General features: G+C 36.9%; 19 protein-coding genes. 15 read left to right on the top strand and 4 right to left on the bottom strand.

The genetic code is table 11. From position 1 onward, the window contains the following. The first annotated feature begins 180 nt into the window (after positions 1-180). Both ML543_RS00175 and bshB2 read left to right on the top strand, forming a co-directional pair. Positions 181-531: a YojF family protein gene (locus tag ML543_RS00175; protein ID WP_243385106.1), complete on the top strand. Its 351-nt coding sequence runs from the start codon at positions 181-183 to the stop codon at positions 529-531. Positions 532-543: 12 nt separating this feature from the next. After that, complete coding sequence (gene bshB2 / locus ML543_RS00170; protein ID WP_243385105.1) at positions 544-1,191, top strand: bacillithiol biosynthesis deacetylase BshB2; 648 nt, start codon at positions 544-546, stop codon at positions 1,189-1,191. Between the two features lie 427 nt (positions 1,192-1,618). Here the strand turns inward: bshB2 and ML543_RS00165 are convergent, their stop codons facing one another. Then, a complete protein-coding gene (locus tag ML543_RS00165) occupies positions 1,619-2,986 on the bottom strand; it encodes an MATE family efflux transporter (RefSeq protein WP_243385104.1) in 1,368 nt (455 codons plus the stop codon). 153 nt (positions 2,987-3,139) lie between these two features. Between ML543_RS00165 and ML543_RS00160 the strand changes: the two genes are divergently transcribed. From ML543_RS00160 to odhB, 7 genes are all read left to right on the top strand, one after another. Beyond that, the gene (locus tag ML543_RS00160) at positions 3,140-4,330 is read left to right on the top strand and encodes an MFS transporter (protein ID WP_341482334.1); all 1,191 of its coding nucleotides are present in this window, start codon (positions 3,140-3,142) and stop codon (positions 4,328-4,330) included. A gap of 156 nt (positions 4,331-4,486) precedes the next feature. Further along, positions 4,487-5,554 (top strand): C40 family peptidase, encoded by a 1,068-nt coding sequence (locus tag ML543_RS00155; RefSeq protein WP_243385102.1) that lies wholly within the window; start codon positions 4,487-4,489, stop codon positions 5,552-5,554. A 107-nt stretch (positions 5,555-5,661) separates the two neighbouring features. Beyond that, positions 5,662-6,171 (top strand): P-loop nucleotide/nucleoside kinase family protein, encoded by a 510-nt coding sequence (locus ML543_RS00150; RefSeq protein WP_243385101.1) that lies wholly within the window; start codon positions 5,662-5,664, stop codon positions 6,169-6,171. 210 nt (positions 6,172-6,381) lie between these two features. After that, the gene (locus tag ML543_RS00145; protein ID WP_243385100.1) at positions 6,382-7,266 is read left to right on the top strand and encodes an ATP-binding protein; all 885 of its coding nucleotides are present in this window, start codon (positions 6,382-6,384) and stop codon (positions 7,264-7,266) included. 11 nt (positions 7,267-7,277) lie between these two features. Beyond that, positions 7,278-9,203, top strand: coding sequence for a vWA domain-containing protein (locus ML543_RS00140; protein WP_243385099.1), 1,926 nt, complete (start codon positions 7,278-7,280; stop codon positions 9,201-9,203). A gap of 871 nt (positions 9,204-10,074) precedes the next feature. Beyond that, a complete protein-coding gene (sucA, locus tag ML543_RS00135; RefSeq protein ID WP_243385098.1) occupies positions 10,075-12,921 on the top strand; it encodes a 2-oxoglutarate dehydrogenase E1 component in 2,847 nt (948 codons plus the stop codon). A gap of 19 nt (positions 12,922-12,940) precedes the next feature. After that, positions 12,941-14,182, top strand: coding sequence for a 2-oxoglutarate dehydrogenase complex dihydrolipoyllysine-residue succinyltransferase (gene odhB / locus ML543_RS00130; protein ID WP_243385097.1), 1,242 nt, complete (start codon positions 12,941-12,943; stop codon positions 14,180-14,182). Between the two features lie 557 nt (positions 14,183-14,739). Here the strand turns inward: odhB and phaC are convergent. The 3 genes from phaC to ML543_RS00115 all read right to left on the bottom strand — a co-directional run bounded on the left by phaC (position 14,740) and on the right by ML543_RS00115 (position 17,140). Continuing rightward, the gene (gene phaC / locus ML543_RS00125; RefSeq protein ID WP_243385095.1) at positions 14,740-15,822 is read right to left on the bottom strand and encodes a class III poly(R)-hydroxyalkanoic acid synthase subunit PhaC; all 1,083 of its coding nucleotides are present in this window, start codon (positions 15,820-15,822) and stop codon (positions 14,740-14,742) included. 79 nt (positions 15,823-15,901) lie between these two features. Then, the gene (gene fabG / locus ML543_RS00120; RefSeq protein ID WP_243385093.1) at positions 15,902-16,678 is read right to left on the bottom strand and encodes a 3-oxoacyl-[acyl-carrier-protein] reductase; all 777 of its coding nucleotides are present in this window, start codon (positions 16,676-16,678) and stop codon (positions 15,902-15,904) included. A 30-nt stretch (positions 16,679-16,708) separates the two neighbouring features. Next, the gene (locus ML543_RS00115; RefSeq protein ID WP_243385092.1) at positions 16,709-17,140 is read right to left on the bottom strand and encodes a poly(R)-hydroxyalkanoic acid synthase subunit PhaE; all 432 of its coding nucleotides are present in this window, start codon (positions 17,138-17,140) and stop codon (positions 16,709-16,711) included. A gap of 275 nt (positions 17,141-17,415) precedes the next feature. On the opposite strand from ML543_RS00115, the gene phaQ reads away from it, so the two are divergent. The 6 genes from phaQ (at position 17,416) to ML543_RS00085 (ending at position 21,678) form a co-directional block, all read left to right on the top strand. Continuing rightward, positions 17,416-17,817, top strand: a complete 402-nt coding sequence (gene phaQ, locus ML543_RS00110; protein ID WP_243385090.1) for a poly-beta-hydroxybutyrate-responsive repressor — start codon at positions 17,416-17,418, stop codon at positions 17,815-17,817. A 50-nt stretch (positions 17,818-17,867) separates the two neighbouring features. After that, positions 17,868-18,410, top strand: coding sequence for a hypothetical protein (locus ML543_RS00105; protein ID WP_243385089.1), 543 nt, complete (start codon positions 17,868-17,870; stop codon positions 18,408-18,410). A 182-nt stretch (positions 18,411-18,592) separates the two neighbouring features. Continuing rightward, on the top strand, positions 18,593-18,943 hold the full coding sequence (locus ML543_RS00100; protein ID WP_243385088.1) for a PadR family transcriptional regulator: 351 nt from the start codon (positions 18,593-18,595) through the stop codon (positions 18,941-18,943). Positions 18,944-18,964: 21 nt separating this feature from the next. Further along, the gene (locus tag ML543_RS00095) at positions 18,965-19,888 is read left to right on the top strand and encodes a permease prefix domain 1-containing protein (RefSeq protein ID WP_243385086.1); all 924 of its coding nucleotides are present in this window, start codon (positions 18,965-18,967) and stop codon (positions 19,886-19,888) included. Positions 19,889-20,037: 149 nt separating this feature from the next. After that, positions 20,038-20,241, top strand: a complete 204-nt coding sequence (locus ML543_RS00090) for a DUF6501 family protein (protein ID WP_243385085.1) — start codon at positions 20,038-20,040, stop codon at positions 20,239-20,241. An 81-nt stretch (positions 20,242-20,322) separates the two neighbouring features. After that, on the top strand, positions 20,323-21,678 hold the full coding sequence (locus ML543_RS00085; RefSeq protein ID WP_243385083.1) for a sodium-dependent transporter: 1,356 nt from the start codon (positions 20,323-20,325) through the stop codon (positions 21,676-21,678). Positions 21,679-21,747: the final 69 nt, after the last annotated feature.

Here is a 21,747-nt window from a genome sequence, read left to right as displayed (position 1 = left end):
CAAACAAAGTGGAGGGTAGCTACAATACAGGGGTATCTACCGAAAATAAGCATGCATCTGAAGAATGTTTGGGTTCTCTGAAAGGGTATGTAAAAGAACTTTATACACAAAAAGAGTCATTATTCGAAACATCATGATGGAAGCAAGAAAAATAATAAGAAATTAAGGAGGTTCATTACGTTGCAAAAAGTAAATGTAGAACAAATTCAGCGTAAATTAGATGAATTTGTTCATGAAAATGTATATGTACACTTGGAAACGACAACAGGTGCCTATAACGCTCATAATAACGAAAATAATATGACTGTTGTTGCGTTTATTCGAAATGCAAAAGTAAAATTCTCACAAGCGAAAATAAAAGGGAAAGGCCCTTATCGCGTAGGGTTAAAGACTGAAGATGGATGGATTTATGCGGAGGGAATTACCGATTATGAAATCGATAACGGTGGTCGATTATTAATGGCAGGACATGATCAAGATGGCAAATTGGCTATTGCGCTTCAAATAAGTAAATCACCATTTCAAGAATAAAGGAGTATAACGATGGAAGAACGATTATTAGTTATCTTGCCCCATCCGGACGATGAGGCGTTTGGCGTCGCTGGGTTTATCGCTTTAAAACGAAAAGAAAACGTGCCTGTTACGTATGCATGCTGTACTTTAGGAGAAATGGGGAGAAATATGGGAAACCCCATCATTGCTAATCGGGAAACGTTACGAAATATTCGAAAGCAGGAGTTGGAAGAAGTCGCGAAAGTTCTTGATATTAAAGATTTACGAATGTTAGGATATCGAGATAAAACGTTGGAGTTTGAAGATGATGAAAAACTTTCCAATCATTTTTATGACATTATCCAAGATGTGAAACCAACGCATATTGTGACATTTTATCCAGGCTATGCTGTTCATCCTGATCACGATGCGTGCGGTGCAGCTGTCATTCGTGCGGTTGAAAAAATGGAAGCACATTTACGTCCAACTGTTTATTGTCTAGCTTTTTCCAATGACCGCTTTGAGCATATTGGACACCCAGATGTTGAAATTGACATAAAAGAAGTAGCTGACATAAAGCTTGAAGCCATTAAAGCGCATAAGTCACAGACATTTTGGCTTGTTCAAAATATTCAATTTGATCAACGATTACAACAAATGTTAGAGAAAGAAGTGTTTTGGACGTACAAGTTCGATTAATAAAAAAGGAGGGGGATGTCCGAATTTTCAGCCCCTTCCTCTTGATAAGAAAAGAAGCAAAAAAAAATTTCGTTCTCGTAACTGTAGGGTGACCAACCCAATCGGCATAGCCGTATATTATTTCAAATGAGTTACGGAAAATAATAAAACCTACCAACAATAATCCTCTCAATCAAGTTGATAAGGTTCCTCATTCAATTGCCATGTTAACCATCATTTTCACAACGAAATCTTCTCTTACGCACTGAGAGCAAGGGTGCGAATTGCCTTTCCGAAGTAAGCTAAGTACATGAAGGATACAAGTTGAAGACGTTTTATATGACTGATATGTAGTGGTTCCAATAGATCGTTGGAAAGTAAAAAGTATTACATCATAAAAAACAAAAGCAAGTGGAGAAAACAGTCCACTTGCTTCATTTTTAGGGACTTATAAAGCAGCCCCTTCGTTTATAGTCTGAAACTTTTTTTGTACGATTTTCAAACGGAAAGATAAACAAATGGCTCCAACGGCTAAACCAGTTATTAAACCGACCCAATAACCAAATGGGCCGAGTGTTGTTTCATTTGCAAGAATAAATCCAACAGGTAAACCGATAACCCAATAAGAAATTAAAGACATAATGAAAGTGACATTCACGTCTTTATATCCTCTAAGTACGCCCTGAATGGGTGCTTGAATCGCATCAGAAAGCTGGAAGAAAATGGCGTATAAAAGGAACTGTTGCGTTAAATATAAAACAGCTTCTTCTGTTGTATAAAGGCCTGCAATCGGTGAACGTAAAAAGTAAATAATCGCAGCTGTTACAATGGATAAGAGAACTGCAAATGCGATTCCAATGACTGAATATTGTTTCGCATCTCTCCACCTTCTGCCGCCCACTTCAAAGCCCACTACAATCGTTAATGCCATTGATATACTTAATGGAAGCATATACATCATGGAGGCAAAATTTAACGCTGCCTGATGGGAAGCGATCGTCACAGTATCGTAGTTGCTCATGAATAACGTAACAGCAGCGAAGATACTCGTTTCAAAAAAGATTGAAAGGCCAATAGGCACTCCGACTTGTAAAATTTCTTTCCATTTCGCCATCGATACAGGTTTAAATGCTTCAAAAATACGGAAGCGACAGAAGGGATCTTTTTTCTTTACAATATAAAAGGATAAACCGAAAATAAACCAGTACGTAATTGCAGAAGCAATTCCCGCACCAATCCCACCGAAGCTAGGAATGAAAAACGCTCCGAAAATAAAAACATAATTAAACAGTATATTAACAGGTAGCGATGTTAAGGTAATGACCATCGTCACACGCGTCTGTCCTAGCGCATCAATAAAACTTCTAAATACGGTGTTTGCAAATAAAGGGAAGATACCAAATGATAGTGCAATCAAGTATCCTTTCGCAATTCGGTTTACGGAATCTGTTAAATCCATTAAACCAAGTATCCAATCGATCGTCACGAAACCCATAATTAAAATAATAACAGACAAAAAGAGTGATAAATAGATTCCTTGAAAGACAGAATTTGATACTTCGTTTTCTTTTTTGGCTCCAACTAATTGGGCGACTATCGGGGTGATTGCAAGTAAAATACCGCTCAATCCTGTATATACGGGAACCCATATGCTTGATCCGATGGCGACTCCAGCTAAATCGGCCGAACTGACACGACCAGACATCATCGTATCAAAGAAATTCATTGCATATAAACTAATCTGGGTGATGAAAATGGGTGTAAAAATCACGAAAAACTGCAGGACTTTTTCCTTTAAAGAATTAGTTATCTTCATATCCGTTTCCTCGATTTCAATAGAGTATGAATGAATTATATAAAAAAAGTAGTAGACTGACAATTTTTTCAATATTCAATACTTATTTCGTATAGCGAAACAATAAAAAGCGTGCTATAGTAAATGTTAAAAAATTAAAAGAGGGTATATACCATGTGGAGAAATAGAAATGTATGGATAGTATTATCGGGTGAGCTCATTGCTGGATTAGGTTTATGGCTTGGAATCATCGGTAACTTAGAATTTATGCAGCAAAATATACCATCCGATTTCAAGAAATCGGTTATTTTATTTATTGGCCTTTTAGCTGGAGTAGTGGTCGGTCCGCTAGCTGGAAACGTAATTGATCGCTACTCCAAAAAAGCAATACTTGTGTACGCAAGCTTAGGGCGTATGGTTAGTGTATTATTTATGTTTTGGGCGATTGCGGAACAAGAAATCTTTTTTATGGTTTTATTTTTAATTGTCATTCAAATTTCAGCAGCCTTTTACTTTCCTGCATTGCAAGCTGTCATTCCCATGATTGTAGAGGAGAAAGAAATCCTTGATTTAAATCGTGTTCATATGAATGTCGGGACTATCTCACGTATTGCTGGAACGGCTTTGGCTGGATTTCTTCTAACGATTGTAAGTCTTTCTACTTTATATGTAGGTTCAATGGTTGCCTATTTTGCACTTTTTGTTGCGACATTTTATTTGCAAGTACCAGAAGAAGAACAGAATAAATCGAAAAAGAAAGAAAAAACATCTTTTGTCGAGGTTTTTCCTATATTGAAACAAAACGATATTGCACTTCGCGCGGTGATATTAATGATTGTCCCAATTATCTTCATTGGCGGATTTAATTTAATGGTCATTGAATTAAGTGAATGGCATCAAGAAGCCTCAATGAAAGGGATGATCTATACTGTTGAAGGAATTGGCTTTTTATTAGGGGCATTTCTCGTTAAACGGTTAACAGAAGTTGTTGACCATGAGAAGTTAATGCTTCTATTCGCCATATTTATTTCCATTGCGCATCTACTATTATTCTATAGTGAATACAAGTCCACAATATATATTTCCTTTGCGGTATTTGGAATCTCAGCGGGATGTTTTTTCCCAATCGTAACGACCATCTTACAAACAAAAGTAGATCGTGCTTATCATGGACGTCTCTTTTCATTTAGAAGTATGTATGATCGAATATTGTTCCAAATCGTTTTGTTATTAACAGGTTTATTTTTAGATACAATTGGACTTCAAAAGATGGTGTTGTTATTTGGTTTGTTTTCGCTATTTACTGTTTCTTTCGTTTATTATCAAAAACGTTTCCTGACAAATGCGGTTGCCAAAAAAGTATAAGAAAGCTCGTATCGTTCGATTTTGTAGAATCGGCCCTCTCGGAAAATAGGAAAATATATATATTTATGCATAAAAACAAAAAATATTGTAGTTTTTTAGACTTGCATTTAGTAAAATTATGTTAATCGAATGTGTTTCTAGGAGGGTATTCGCTATATGAAGCGGAAAATAATCGGACTAACAACATCAGCTGTACTTGGTTCTACAATGATTACCACCATCGCATCTGCAGATAGTATTAAAGTAAAGTCTGGTGATACGCTTTGGAGTTTGTCTCAAAAGTACAATACGTCAGTGTCCTCATTAAAATCAGTTAACGGCCTTACAACTGATTTCTTGTATGTAGGACAAGTACTTCAAATTCCTGGGCAAAACAACAATGAAACGACAACAAGTACTGTGAAACAAGAAACACCAACTGAAACGACTTCAACAAATAAAACATATACTGTGAAAAAAGGGGACTCGCTCTGGTTAATTGCCAACAAGCACTCCGTTTCAGTTCAACAATTAAAAGAATGGAATGCATTGTCTTCTGATGTCATTTATCCTGGGCAGACGCTAAAGCTGAATAAGACAGAAGGTCAGACGCCAGCGGAGTCAAGTCAGTCGAATACAACAGAAAACAAGCAATCATCTAATAAGGAAGTATCGAATACATATACGGTGAAACAAGGTGATTCGCTATGGAAAATCGCTTCTTCATTAAATGTATCTGTTCAGCAGCTTAAATCTATGAATCAATTAAGCTCAGACACTATTTATCCAGGACAAGTATTAAAAGTAACAACAACGGTTGTTGATTCGCCTACACCAAGTGAAAAGCAAACTCAAACTGAACAACAAACCGATACGATTACAAACGGTAAAGTTCTGTTGATGATTAATGAGGCAAAAAAACTCACCGGCACTCCTTATAAGTGGGGAGGGAATACTCCATCTGGATTTGATTGTAGCGGCTTTATTTATTACGTAATGAATAAAGTAACATCGATCTCTCGTTTGTCTACTGCTGGGTATTGGAACGTAATGACAGAAGTGAAAGAGCCTTCTGTTGGAGACTTTGTTTATTTTGAAACGTATAAAGAAGGCCCTTCACATATGGGAATTTATTTAGGGAATCAGCAATTCATTCATGCTAGTTCTAGCGGTGTGATGATTTCTAGCTTAACGAATTCCTATTGGAAGGAACGGTACTTAGGAGCAAAACGTTATTTTCAATAATCTTTTGTAAGGACGATTTGGATGTAAGTGATTGTTCAAGCTATTGAAAAACCAATTCAACCGACAAGCTAGGCCATGTTGCGCAAAAAGTACGGGGGTTTAAAAATTTGAATCAAACAGGAACGCTATACTTTTTCTGCGGAAAAATGGGCGCAGGAAAATCAACGAAATCAATACAGTTAGCGAAGGATAAACATGCGGTACTCTTATCGGAGGATGAGTGGCTTTCATCTCTGTTTCCCAATCAAATCAAAACCTTTGATGATTATTTGAAATTTTCACTGCAAATCAAGCCATTGGTGAAAAAACATGTCCAAAACATATTAAGTGTCGGTACAGATGTTGTAATGGATTTCCCGGCTAATACGAAAAAACAGCGGGAGTGGTTTTTGGATATGGCATCAGGGGTTAATGCATGCCACCAACTAATATATCTGAATGTAAAGAACGAACAATGCTTACGACAAATTGAACGAAGGCGTACTGAACAACCCGAAAGAGCACCTTTTGATACGGAAGCAATGTTTTTCCGTGTTACGAAATTTTTTGAAGCACCTGAAGCATCAGAAGGTTTAAATATACTAGAGTTATGTGGAGATGAATGGCAAAAAGGGTAACTGTGATGAGATATTAAAAGCGCAGGGGACTATAACCTCTGCGCTTTTCAATGTTCTTATAAAGATATTAAGTTCACAACTAAACGGATGAACTGTAATCGGGAAAACGTGACTCGTATTCTTTTGTTTTTCGTAGTTAATTCCTTTTCATTCATTTAATTTTTAGGTAAAATTTAAGCTTAGAATATTCATAGTAGAAAGGGTTACGTTATGAGTCAATTCGTACAAACATTACCTGAAGAGATTCAAAAAATGATTCAGGAGCGATATCAATCAAATCAAAGCTCTGAAGAACAAAGACTGATCGGAGCAGGAGGATATGTTGCTCAAGATTCAAAAATATTAGAAGATGCATTAATTGCATTATCGCTCGGAAAAAATGTTTTATTAAAAGGACCTACAGGTTCTGGAAAGACAAAGTTAGCGGAAACGTTATCCGCAACATACTCTCAGCCGATGCATAGCATCAACTGTTCGGTTGATTTAGATGCGGAAGCATTATTAGGTTATAAAACAATTGACTATGTTGATGAGAAGCAAGTCATCTCATTTGTCGAAGGACCGGTTATTAAAGCGATGAAGCAAGGGCACTTACTCTATATAGATGAGATTAATATGGCAAAGCCAGAGACACTCCCGATTCTAAATGGAGTACTAGACTACCGTAAAACGATTACCAATCCGTTTACTGGGGAAGTCATACGAGCGAAAGAAGGGTTTGGAGTCATTGCTGCAATTAACGAAGGGTATGTTGGAACCGTACCGTTGAATGAAGCGTTGAAAAATCGCTTTGTTATTATCGACGTTCCTTATATTTCGGGGGTCACACTAAAAAAAGTTATCCAAGCCCAATCAAAGCTTTCCAATGAACAATTGATTGAGCAGTTTGTCACATTATCTACCGATATAATTGGACAAGTTCAAAATGGACAAATGTCAGAAGAAGCGGCATCTATTCGCGCATTGTTAGATACATGTGATTTAGCTGTATACATTCCACCGAAACGAGCAATTGAACGAGGAATCATTGGGAAATTAGAAGACGAGAGAGAAAAAGCGGCAATTCGAAATGTTGCAGAAACAATCTTTGAGTGAGGGTTTCGTCTATGAGATTTATTAAATTTAATGACGAAGTCGTCGATTCTTTTGCTTTTATGGAACTAATTGATCTAGCAAAAGCATTGACGAAAGATACCGAAGTTGAGGTGAAATTTGGGGTACAGTCCTATTATCACCCGGTTGAAAAAAATATTTACGTCACCCATTTTTGGAATCATCGGCCCTTAAAGGATAAAATGTATGGTTTAAAGACCGATGTCTATCTTCGTAGCCTTGGGAGTTATTTTGACACCGACTTTACAGTAATGGAATCGTTTTTAAAGAAAGTAAAGCAATCACCTTTACAAAATTTCGCCCGGCAGCTGTTTATGATGTTAGAAGATCAACGACTTGAAGATGAAATAGTGCGTCTAAGACCCGGAACAAAAAAAGCGTTTGAGGCTAGAAGGCGCATGTACCGAAAGTATTATGAAACACAATTAAAAGCGAACTTGGACCGCAGTGTTTATACAGACGCATTATTTAATGGTCTATACCTATTGTTAAATGCGACATCACCTTTGGAAGAATTGCCTCCAATAGAAGAAAAAATTGATTTAGTAGTGCCATTTTTAAAACAGCAACTTACTCGTTCATTTGATGCAGCATCGACACTGGATATAAATGACATTGTTTTAGAAACAATTGAAGTGCTAGAAGAAGTTCTTTCCAAAGATCTGTTTAGCTCATACTTTATTTTACCTGAACTCGATTTAATAGAAGAATCGAGCGGTTTAACGTTTGATGATTTAAAACGAAAAGATGGGTTAAGTAATGATGATGTATTGAAGGATGCGAAAGAAGGGGACGAAGATGTTCATGAAGATAAGCTTCCAACTTGGCATCGGGAAACGAGTAAACCAACAAAAAGCTTTCTACAATTTGATTTAGAACACGGGACGAAAACAGATATTTTAGGAGAAGGAACGGCTCGAGAAGGCGATTCTCATGACCAAGCACTCGGGTTAGTACATGGGCGTAGTCAGCAGACTTCTCAAAATGATTATTCAGAACTGGAGGCTGATCGTCTGTATGAAGATACAGATGAGGCTGCAGGAAAATCCTCTTATGGGAAGGAAAACAAGTATGCAACTGCCTTAACGAAGGACATTTTGCCCGTAACCGTCCAAGATAAGCAAAAGTATGATACGTACAAAAAAGAAATCATTACCTACCAAAAAAAGTTGAAAAACATCATCCAAAAAATGTTGGAACACAAAAAGCAACGACCGAAAACAGATTATCATTACGGTCGCTTAAGCAAGAAGCTCGTCCGCCTTTTCACTGAAGAAAACCCGAGAATGTTTTACAAAAAAGAACATCCATCTTCCGAAATTGATGCAGTTTTTACATTATTAGTCGATTGTTCAGCATCGATGTTTGATAAAATGGAGGAAACGAAACGAGGTATTACTCTCTTTCATGAAGCGCTAAAAAGCGTTTTAGTGCCTCATGAAATCATCGGCTTTTGGGAGGATACTCAAGATGCAACGGAGACGTATCAACCGAACTATTTTCAACATGTGATTAAATTTGAAACATCTTCTCAACCTTCTAAAGGTCCAGAAATCGTACAATTAGAGCCGCAAGAAGATAATCGTGATGGTTTTGCTATTCGGCACATGACGAAACGACTTCAAAGGAGAACAGAAAAGCAAAAGTTTTTGATTGTATTTTCTGATGGTGAGCCTGCAGCTTTTGGTTATGAACAAAATGGAATCGTTGATACGCATGAAGCGGTTCTTGAAGCAAGGAAGGCTGGTATTGAATGCATTAATATCTTCTTGTCCAATGGGGAAGTAGAAGAAAGTGTCCGAAAAACCATTGAAAATATATATGGAAACTACAGTATCATCGTTCCAGATATTAATGAGTTGCCAGATATTTTATTCCCATTATTAAAGAAACTGTTACAAAAAAGTATTATCATGTAATTAAATCCAGAAGGTGTAGTAAACACTTTCTGGATTTTTTGTTCTTGTTACAGAGAGTTTAAGTTCAATTAAGTGTTAGAGTATTATCTTTACAGTTTTTTGGTGTCTAGCTCCAAGCGTCATCTGCTCGGATCGCTTCGGCCCTCCAGTGGAAACAGTAATTGCAGATGATTCCGCTGAGATCGTGCAAATTAAGGAGACTGTCTAACAGAATGAGAGGTCACAGATAAAGGAGATATTGCGAGGATTACGAGCAGATTTCTACTTATCACCAGTCTGGTAGCCCGAAAGAAGACAGGTTTTCCTGAGGAAAACGTCCACCATTCGCATTGAATGATACAACCATAAACAACAATCTTTTAGAAAACGACCTTTTTAGGACGAATAATATACATGGTTTAGGGTAATCTCTATTCAATATTGTAATGATAATTATCTATTACTTATTCCTTGTAAAACTAACTATATATATGAAAACAGCCTAATAAATGATTTTAGCTACATTAATATTATTTAGTTAGAAACATACTAATCGTTTTGTTTCTTGTATATAAGTAATTTTACGAAAAAGTATATGTGATTTGTTATGAAATGGACGTTTATGACGGATTATTATTCTGTTAAAAAGAACAAAAATTCAGTCCGCGGTACAAAACATAAAATTCTTTCGTGCAAATGTTAATTTTTAAGTAATTTTTATTGGAGTATGAAGGTAAATAGTGTTAAAATACATTTGGAAGCGTTTTATACTACTATCATTTTACAATTATTCAGTTGATGCATTGAGTAGTATAAACGTGAATTAAATTTTAACTTTTCAGAATTAATACATGATTCTAATGATTAAGAGATCATTGGGGGTTTTTGCGAGATGGAACAACAATCAGGTAGTCGCGTCCATCCATGGCAACATTTTCACGGTCCGAATTTAGGATATGTCATGGAACTTTATGAACAGTATTTACAAGACCCAAGTTCGATTGATGAAGAACTTCGCGGGATGTTTGATGCTTGGGGGGCTCCACAAGTTTCAAACGAAGAGGGGACAACGATTTCCCAAGCAGAACAAATGACGTACAGTATTCAAAAACTACAAAAAGTCGCATCTGCGGTTAAACTTGCAGAAGATATCCGTACATATGGTCATTTGAATGCTTCTATTTATCCGATGGGTATTAAGCCAGAATATCGGGATGTCGTTGATTTATATCGATATGGACTTTCTATGGAAGATTTAATCGAAATTCCAGCAAAGATATTATGTCCAAATGCTCCTGACCATGTTAAAAACGGGGTTCAGGCGATTGAATATTTAAAAGAAGTGTATACGAAAACCATTGCTTTTGAATTTCAGCACGTTCATGAAATTGAAGAAAAACAGTGGTTAAATGAAATGGTGGAATCAGGACAAATCTTCCGAGATCTATCCGATGAAAAACGTCTTTCCTTATTAAAGCGACTTTCAGAAGTTGAAGGATTTGAAAGTTTCTTACACCGTACATTTGTTGGACAAAAGCGCTTTTCTATTGAAGGACTCGACATGCTCGTTCCGATGTTAGATGAATTAATTCAAGAAGCGGTTCAACATGGAACGAATAATATTAATATTGGTATGGCTCACCGTGGACGCTTAAGTGTGCTCGCTCATGTCCTTGGAAAGCCTTATGAATTAATTTTCTCAGAATTCCAACATGCTCCAAATAAAGAGCTCGTTCCTTCAGAAGGTTCTATTGGCATCAACTACGGCTGGAGCGGAGACGTAAAATATCATTTAGGTGCAGATAAGCAGATTAAAGAAGAAAATACGGTTCGTGCTCGTTTAACGTTAGCGAATAATCCGAGCCATTTAGAATTTATTGATCCGATTGTAGAAGGATATACGAGAGCGGCGCAAGACGATCGTTCGAAGAAAGGATATCCTGTTCAAGATGAAAAGAAATCAATGGCCGTACTCATTCACGGGGATGCTGCATTTCCAGGTGAAGGTGTAGTCGCCGAAACGTTGAATCTAAGTCAATTAACGGGCTACAAAACAGGTGGAACGATCCATATTATCGCTAATAATATGATTGGTTTCACGACTGAAAGCAGAGATTCAAGATCAACGAAATACGCGAGTGACTTAGCGAAAGGGTTTGAAATCCCAATTATCCATGTAAATGCAGACGATCCGGAAGCATGCTTAGCTGCGATCTATATTGCGCATTTATATCGCCAAAAGTTTCATAAAGATTTCTTAATCGATTTAATTGGATACCGTCGTTACGGACATAATGAAATGGATGAGCCATTGGCAACGAATCCATTATTATATGGAAAGATTCAAAAGCATGACACTATCCGAAAAATTTATGCGGATCAATTAGTCGCTTCAAACGTTACGACTGCTGATGCCGTCAAAGAAATGCAAGAAGAAATCGAAAGTAAGCTCAAGGAAGCTTATGAAAAAGTACCTAAGAAAAGTGATGTAGTTGAGGATATTCACGTTCCTGAAACAGTAAGTTGTGGACTACCAAAATTACAGACCGGTGTAGAAGAAGAGATTTTAAATCAAGTAAATGAAGATTTAATTAAGCTGCCGGATGGATTTAATGCATTTAAAAAGCTTCAACGAATTTTAGAACGTCGTTCAAAAGTATATGATTCTGAGCGTAAAGTTGATTGGTCATTAGCAGAAGCGTTTGCCTTTGCAACGATTTTAAAAGATGGAACGCCGATTCGTCTTACTGGACAAGACTCAGAGCGTGGAACGTTTGCTCATCGTCATCTTGTATTGCATGATACAGAAACAGGTGCATTATATTCTCCATTACATGAAATGAGAGATGCGAACGCGTCATTTGCGATTCATAATTCACCGTTATCAGAAGTATCCGTTTTAGGATTTGAATACGGCTATAACGTCTTTTCTCCTGAAACATTAGTACTATGGGAAGCGCAATTTGGCGACTTCGCAAACGTAGCGCAAGTAATGTTTGATCAATTTATTTCGGCAGGACGCGCGAAGTGGGGACAAAAATCTGGACTCGTAATGCTATTACCACATGGATTTGAAGGGCAAGGGCCAGAGCATTCAAGTGGCCGTTTGGAGCGATATTTACAGCTAGCAGCTGAGAATAACTGGACGGTAGCGAATGTAACGAGCGCAGCGCAATACTTCCACATTTTACGCCGACAAGCAGCTGTGCTAACACGTGAGGAAGTAAGACCTTTAATCATCATGACTCCGAAAAGCTTATTGCGAAATCCACATACCGTATCAGATGTTCAAGAGCTTGTAAATGGTTCATTTGAATTGATTGTGGAGCAGAACGGGTTAGGCGAGAAGCCTGAAGAAGTGAAGAGACTTGTATTATGTACGGGCAAAATTGCGATTGACTTAGCGGATCGAGTTGCGAAAGAATCATCACTAGACTGGCTTCACATTGCACGAGTCGAGCAATTATATCCATTCCCGAAAAAAGGACTTGAGCGATTGTTCAGTCGTTTCCCGAACTTAGAAGAAATTGTTTGGGTACAAGAGGAACCGAAAAATATGGGTGCTTGGATTTTTATGGACCCACAATTAAGAGAAATGGCACCTAAGGGAGTCGATGTAAAATACATCGGAAGAGAAAGACGTTCGTCTCCAGCTGAAGGAGATCCAAATGTTCATAAAAAAGAACAAAACCGAATTCTAACAGAAGCATTAACAACTAAAGCGCTAACACGGAATTAAACAAGGGGGATTTTTGATCATGGCGGAAATTAAAGTTCCTGAGCTTGCAGAATCTATTTTTGAAGGTACAATTTCAAGTTGGCTAAAAAAGCCTGGAGATAAAGTAGAAAAGGGCGAATATATTTTAGAACTTGAAACAGACAAAGTAAATGTCGAAATAACAGCTGAACATGAAGGAATTTTAGCGGAAGTTCATAAAGGTGAGGGCGACACTGTTCAAGTAGGTGAAGTCATCGGTGTAATTGATGAAAGTGGTCAATCGAACACACCTACTGCTAAAGAAAAGAATGAAAGTCAAGAAGTTGTGAGTGAGCCAGCAAATCAAACAACTGAAGAGAAACAAGAAGTCAAAAACAGACCAATTGCATCACCTGCAGCTCGGAAATTAGCGCGTGAAAAAGGAATTAATTTAGCAGAAGTACCAACCCAAGATCCATTAGGGCGTGTACGAGTTCAAGATATTGAATCGTATGAACAACCACAGCCAACACAAGCTGTGCAGCAAGCAGTAACACCTGCTCCTAGACAAGCAGTTGTTCAAACAAATTCGGATGACACAAAACCAGTAGAACGTGTTCGTATGACAAGACGCCGTCAAACAATTGCAAAGCGTTTAGTGGAAGTACAACATACAGCGGCAATGTTAACGACATTTAACGAAATTGATATGACAGCTGTAATGAATTTACGTAAGCGTCGCAAAGATCAGTTCTTTGAACAACACGACGTTCGTCTAGGATTCATGTCCTTCTTTACAAAAGCGGTTGTGGCGGCTTTAAAGAAGTTCCCGTTATTAAATGCGGAAATTCAAGGTGACGAAATTGTTCTTAAAAAATACTATGATATCGGTGTTGCCGTATCTACAGATGACGGCTTAGTCGTACCGGTTGTGCGTGAAGCAGACCGCTTAACATTTGCTCAAATTGAACGTGAAATTTTGAACCTTGCTAAAAAAGCACGTGATAATAAATTAACATTGAAAGAACTACAAGGTGGTACATTCACTATTACAAACGGTGGAGTATTTGGATCACTTCTTTCTACACCGATTTTAAATGGACCACAAGTTGGAATTTTAGGAATGCACAAAATTCAGTTGCGTCCAGTTGCAATTGATGAAGAAAGAATGGAAAACCGTCCAATGATGTATATTGCACTATCATATGACCATCGAATTATAGATGGAAAAGAAGCAGTGAGCTTCCTTGCGACAATTAAAGAGTTACTAGAAGATCCAGAACAATTATTATTAGAAGGCTAAAACGAAGAGGAGCTGTGTTTTTTACACAGCTCCTTTTTACTTGTTACAGAAAGTTTAAGTTCAATAAAGTGTTAAAGTATTCTCTTTACTGTTTTTTGGTGTCTAGCTCCAAGCGCCATCAGCTCAGGTCGATTCGGCCCTGCTGTGGCGACGAAAACCTCCTCGCAGGTCCTCCAGCGCCTTTCGCCTAAGGACTTGCGCTTTTCTGTGAAAATAAAAATTACCTATGAGCTGAATGATCGATCATGATAGGTAGATGGTAGAAAGAAAAAACCCCGGGGAGAATAAATTTTCATGTCCGGGGTGTGAGTGTAAAATCATGTATGTTTCTTATTATTCTGTTTATAGGAAAAGTAGAATCAGATAAAACAGTAAAGTATTTTCTTCAAAATGAAATTGAAATTTGCTTTAGTATCAGTCGGGTACGTAAGGAAACAACATTCTTCTCATCACTTCTGTGATCTCTTTCAAAAATATAACTAAAAAATACAAAAGCAAGTGGTGAAAAAGTAATCATTATTCACCACTTGCTGACTTATTAAACAGTCCTCATTTCGTTATTTCGAACGCTCTTTTAACCATTCGTCAATGGCAGGGTAGGTCACTTTAACAGCAGTACCTCCCACAATGACAGAGACGTGACCGGCTTTCATTAATTGGAAGGTCTTATCTTTACTAGATACTTTGTTCATTAATGGTTCGACTTGGCTAGGTGTAGCAATATGGTCACGATCAGCCGCAATATTTAAAATGTTAGCCTTAATGTTTTGAAGCTCGACTTTATAGCCACGAATGGATAATTCATCATGAATTAATTTATTATGTTGATAAAACTCGCGTATCCATTGTCGGAACGCTTCACCAGGGAATGGCACACCATCATTCACCCACTTTTGCATTAACGACCAGTTTTTCACAAACTTTTCGTTTTCTATGCGATCAGCAAGTGTGACATATGGACCGAAGAAGTTTACGATCGGCTTTAACATCTTGTTTCCTAAATCAATCATTTCAGGTGGAATAATTCCTAACGTATCTACCATTTTATCGATATTAAAATAACGTTCATCTAGCCAATTTGAAAACAAACCAGCATCTGAAAAATCAAATGGACTCGTTAAAAACACGATATTACGAATCGGTAGTTGCGGATTTAAAGCGGCAAAGATAGAAGTCATTGTTCCACCCATACAATATCCGAAGAGTGTAATTTCGTCAGCTTTCGAATGACGAAGTACTTTTTTAAATGCTTTCGGAATGTAATCCATAATATAATCATCAAGCTTCATATGCTGATCCTCATAGCCTGGGGTTCCCCAATCAAGCAAATAAACATCATGGCCACGATCCGTTAAATATTCAATTAAACTACTTCCAGGTGTCAAATCAAGTACGTACGGTTTATTAATTAATGCATAAATCATCAAAATCGGCACTTTATACGCTTTTTCTTTGGCAGGTTGATAACGGTATAGCTTCGCTTTATTTTTCGTCCAAATAAGTTCTTTCGGTGTTTGACCAACTTGAGGTTCAGGTTGTGTAGTTAGAACGTCTGTTACTCGTTTTAATCGACGGAAATCTTTCTCGATAGCTTCTGGAACCCAATTTTCAGTTTCACTATGAAATAATGAATGATTCATATTTTTCCTCCTTTTTATGACAAGGGAAGGAGCCTTCCATTTGAAAGACTCCTATCCTATTAAAAATATAAGGATGTTATTACATATATAAGCCACCGTTAACGTTTAAACATTGACCTGTAATATATTCACTTTCAGCAAGGAATAAAACAGCTTCAGCAATTTCCTGTGGTTGACCTAAGCGACCAACTGGTATTTTATTAACTGTTTTTTGTAACACTTCATCCGGCATAGCTGCAACCATTTCCGTTTCAATAAATCCAGGGCAGATTGCATTTACTGTAATGCCTTTGCGAGCTGTTTCTAATGCAAGCGACTTTGTAAAACCAATCATTCCTGCTTTCGCAGCACTGTAATTTGTTTGACCAAATCCACCTGCTTGGCCAATAATCGAGCTAATGTTAATGATTCGACCGTACTTTTGATCCAGCATTTCATTAATAACGGAAGAGGTCATATGGTATACGCTGTTTAAATTTACATCAATGACAGCTTTCCAATCCTCTTCAGACATTTTTTTGAACGTACGGTCACGTGTAATACCAGCATTGTTAACTAAAATATCAATCTTACCGAATCGCTCTTTCGTGAAAGCAATAAGTGACTTTGCTTCGTCCAAATTCGATACGTTCGCTTTACATGTAACAGCTTTTCCGCCTTCATTTGCGATATCTTGCACAACGTTTTCAGCTGCGTCAGGACTGTTGTTGTAGTTAATGACAACAACTGCACCATGACTAGCGAGCGTTTTTGCGATTTCTGCACCAATTCCTCTAGAACCACCTGTAACAATTGCGATTTTTCCGGCTAATTTTTTCGAACCATCTTTAAGTACATTCGTTTCTACTAAACTCATGAATAACACCCCTGTTATAGAAATTTCAAATTATTTGTCGGATTTAACCGCTTCTTTTTTCGTTGTGCTAGATTCTAGTAAGGTGATAAGCTGATCTAATTTTTTATCCAATTTTGAAACATTCGATTTTAACCGTGTAATTTCACTTGAAAGCTGTTTATCGTTGATAAAATCTTCTACTTTATCATCGAGTTGTTCCACTTTATCTTCTAAAGAGATAACGAGGGAAGCAACGTTTGATACTTCATCGCGAGTTGGCATATTCATTTGCTTCAAATAACTTTCTGTCGTTTTTTGAATAAAATCTTGATAAAGTAAAAATGTGTTTAAAGATTGACCCATCCACTCAGCGAAAGATTCTTTTTTCATGGACTCTTGCAGAACTTCACTCCAGTTGCCTTCCATTTTGTCATAAAAAGATTTCCACATCGTAAATGGATCAAATGTCGACTGTTGTGACATCCATTTCAACCCCTTTTATTCGTAATATTTCTCCATAGTAAACCCTTACAACATTAGGATAATATAAGTAACATGCCTATGAACGTAAAAAAATTCTAAAAATTTCCCTTATTTCTACAAATATCCGACAAATATCGGGTGCGTATTGCTTGGGAATTGTAAGGAATTGTCGAATTAAGTTAACGTAACTATGTGTGGAAAAGAAAACAACATTTGACATTTTGAACATATAGGTGTAAATTACACATATAAGCAAATAATTAAGGTGATAGACAATGAGTACAAATCGAAATGAAGATGCACTAAAAAACAAAATCACAACATCTCAGAAAAACTTTGTTATTCCAGTTCTTTTACTGCTATTACGAAATTGGAGTACTCACGGCTATGATTTAATGCAAAGGTTAAGCCATTTTGGTTTTCAAACAATTGATCAAGGAAATCTGTACCGTATATTACGGCAACTTGAAAAGGAAGAGTTAGTCACCTCATCATGGGATACTTCAGATGGGGGACCGGCCAAACGAGTTTACTCGATAACGGATGCAGGATTGGATTATTTGGATTTGTGGGCTACATCCCTTGAAAATTATCAAAATATGCTTGATCAATTTTTCCAAATGTACACTTCAATGTTTACGACATCAACGAATAACGAGAAAAAACCAAAAGAATAAGCACCAAGATTGCTTCATCATAAATTAAAAATAATTATATAGGAGGCATAATGATGGTTGCAAAAAAGGTTGAAAAACAAAGTGTTAGTCCGATCGATGTCGTATGGGATGGCTGGTATTCAAATGTAAAGGTGTTAAACTCAATTCAACAAGATTTCGAAACGCGCTCACTAGAAGCAGTGAAACGTCAAAGAGAGATGTTAGAAGTTGTTAAAGAACAAATGGAAAAAATGGAGCAAGAAGCAGAAGGAATCACAAAAGAGTGGAAGGACAATTTGTTGAAACAAATGGATCAAATGATGCCAATCCCAAGTGATCAATTTCAGCTTTGGATCGATAAGTTAGAAGAAGTTGGAGTAAAAATGCAAAGTATGTCGATGACACCCTATAAACAAATGATGGAGACTGTGCTTCAAGCACAAACTCAAGTGGAAAGTACGTATACTGAAATTGTAAGTCAACAAAAAAAGCACCGTGATGAGTTTTTAAGAGCGCTAGAAGAGGTTACAGAGCAACAAAAGAAAGCACAAGAAGCCTTTTTTAATACATTTCAATCGTACCAAAGCATCTTCACTAAAATGGTTCAAGCATAATGTATAAACGTACTAGCAAATCAATGCTAGTACGTTTTTTTATTGTTATTTTTGTTCGAATGAGTTGTTGTATGTGTCTGAAGCAGAATGTTAACTATTTTAAAAATAAATATTAAAATAATTGGTAATACACAATATTGTGCCATACATAGTATAATGGAGTAAGAAAGGGTGGAGTAAACATGAGTGATGTCGAAGCAGCGGAACAGATTGAGAAGTTAACGCAAGAGTTAAGAAGGGGAACGATCGTCCTTTGTGTACTTTCAGAACTTCAAGAGCCCCAATACGGTTACTCCCTTATTCAAAATTTAAGTAAAAAAGGTATGGATGTGGAACAAAATACACTTTACCCATTGTTAAGGAGACTTGAGAAGCAGCAGTTGCTAAAAAGTGACTGGGATGTAAACGATTCACGTCCACGTAGGTATTATGTAATAAGTGAAAAGGGGAAGCGAGTTTTACAAGCGTTAACGAGTTACTGGAAACAACAAGTCTTAGTCGTTGAGAACATTTTGTTTTCGACTAATGAATAAAAGGGAGAAGAGGGATACAAGATGGATTTTATTGAACGGTATGTGTATGCTGTAGGTCGATCGCTTCCTAAAGGACAAAGGGAAGATATTAAAGAAGAAATTCGATCTTTAATTTTAGATAAAGTAGATGAACGCATGAATGTAGGGGAAACGGAAGAAGAGGCAATCCTTTATGTTTTAACTGAAATGGGCGATCCAAATAAATTTGCACGTCAATACCATTTTCGTCCAACGTATATTATCGGACCTACACTCTATGAGACTTATCTATTCGTATTAAAATTAACATTAGTCGCATCGGCTATTAGTATTATCATGATACATTTTTTAAATACATCTACTGCTTGGACACAAAAGATTGTGCAAATGGGATATGAGTTTATTCATAGCGGGATTTACGTATTTGGGATTGTCACCTTAATCTTTCTACTGATTGAGAGGATGGAGATTCAATTTAAGATAAGTAGTAAAGACTGGAACCCAATCAAGTTACCGAGAGCTCCTAAAAATTATGAAGTAGTTTCACATTTCGAAATGGTCGTTGAATTGTTAGTGACAATCTTCGTCCTAGCTTTCTTTAATCGTTCTTTTGCTGAATGGATGATGGCGACGTCTATTTCTTCTTTTATCGATATGAATCGTTTTCATGACTATTTAATGTTTTGGAATGCAACTTGGGTTATCAGCTTAGTGATAATCATCGTTGTTCTTCTATTAAACAAGTACACTATATGGTTAAGAGCCATTAGTGTGATATTAACGTTTTTTCAAGTATACTTGTTAGTCAATATGTATAGGGATCCGGCACTTTTTCAGACGGAATTATTGAGTGAGAAATGGCTCCAATGGTTTCATATGAACTCGCTATCGATCATTTCCGTTGTACTGTTGATTGGAATGTGGGAATTATGGAGATTGATCAAGATGTATAAGCAAGAGAAGTAAAAGGAAGGCGGAAAATTTATTCTTTCCGCCTCATCACTTTAATGCATAAAAGAGCTAAAATTTTTCTTTAACAGAACGCTTTAAATAGTGTATAATCGGTTGTACATATGTAAAATAATTTTAAAAAAAGGTTGAAGGAGTAGTTCAAAATGATTCATGTGAATTGGAAGGACAAGCCAACTATAAAGTCTGTTAAATGTGTACATACAGACGCGAAGAAATATATGGTGAATAATGTCCTTACAACAGGTAAGACTTACGAAGTGAAAAATGAAACGGAAGAATTTTACTTCGTTGTAGACAACACAGGTGAAGTAGCAGGATTTTACAAAGAATATTTTGAAGAAGTATAAAATATTCACATCCGTTAGCTGTTGGATATCCAACAGCTATTTATTCTATTCATCAAAGAAGTTTAGACAGAGGTGAGAAAGTTGAAACAAGTTGAGCAGTGGTCATCTAAGCTAGCGTTTATTTTAGCTGCAGCGGGTTCCGCAATAGGACTCGGAGCGATATGGAAATTCCCATACGTTGCAGGAACAAGTGGTGGGGGAATTTTCTTACTTATTTTTATTCTCTTTACTTTATTAATTGGTTTACCGTTATTAATGGCCGAATTTATCATTGGTCGCCATACGCAAAAAGATGCGATTGAATCATATCGACAAATAGCACCTAATAGTTGGTGGCCTTGGGTAGGAAAAATTGGAATTATTACATGCTTTATATTACTTTCCTTTTACAGCGTTGTAGGTGGATGGATTATCATTTACTTTATAAAGGCTATTACGGGAGGATTAAAAGGGTTATCCGAGGAAGAATACGGTGCCCTTTTTGGACAGACTATATCGGATCCTGTCCTAGCTGTTTCAGCACAGTTTATCTTTTTACTAATCGTTATTTTTGTTGTCGCAAAAGGAATACAGAGCGGGATTGAAAGAGCGAGTAAATGGATGATGCCTCTTTTATTCCTCATTTTTATCGTGCTAATTATTCGTTCTCTAACGTTAGATGGAGCGATGGAAGGAATTACGTTTTTTTTAAAGCCCGACTTTACACAAATAACATCTGAAACGATTTTGTTTGCGATGGGACAATCATTTTTTGCGTTAAGTGTAGGGGTTTCCGTTATGGTGACGTATAGCTCTTATTTACCGAAGAAGGAAAATTTACCGCAATCGGCAGTGTCAATTGTTTCATTAAATGTTTTAGTTGCCATTTTAGCTGGGTTGGCAATCTTCCCGGCAGTGTTCGCATTCGGACTTGAGCCAAGTGAAGGACCTGTTTTATTATTCAATGTTTTGCCTACTGTGTTTAATCAAATGCCGTTAGGGACATTGTTTTTGTCAGCCTTCTTGTTACTATTCTTATTCGCAACCTTAACTTCCGCATTTTCAATGTTGGAAATCATCATTGCGTCGGTTTCAAAAGGAGACTTGCAGAAACGGAAGTCCGCATCATTTGTCATCGGTTTAGTCATTTTTATCGTCGGGATTCCTTCTGCTTTATCCTTCGGGGTTTTAAGTCATGTGCAAATTTTTGACAGGATCATTTTTGATGTAGCAGACTATTTAGTGAGCAATATTTTAATGCCATTAGGCGCATTATTTATTACTTTGTTCGTGTCGTTTAAAATACCGAAAGAGGTATTGTTCAATGAATTGCGAATGGGTTCAAAAATCCCATATGCTCTATTTGCAGTGTGGTTTTTCTTAATTCGTTATATCGCACCGATTACAATCATCATTGTGTTTTTAGATGTATTAGGCGTATTGAATATCTTTAATTAATGTTTAAAAATGAGTAAGGTCACGGAGATGTCTCCATCCTTACTCATTTTTAATTCCTAACAAAGTGGC

Origin of the sequence: Bacillus kexueae, from assembly GCF_022809095.1 — a bacterium.
Classification (GTDB): domain Bacteria; phylum Bacillota; class Bacilli; order Bacillales; family Aeribacillaceae; genus Bacillus_BZ; species Bacillus_BZ kexueae.
The sequence above is the reverse complement of the archived record's forward strand: the minus strand, read 5'-3'. Positions and strand labels throughout refer to the sequence as shown.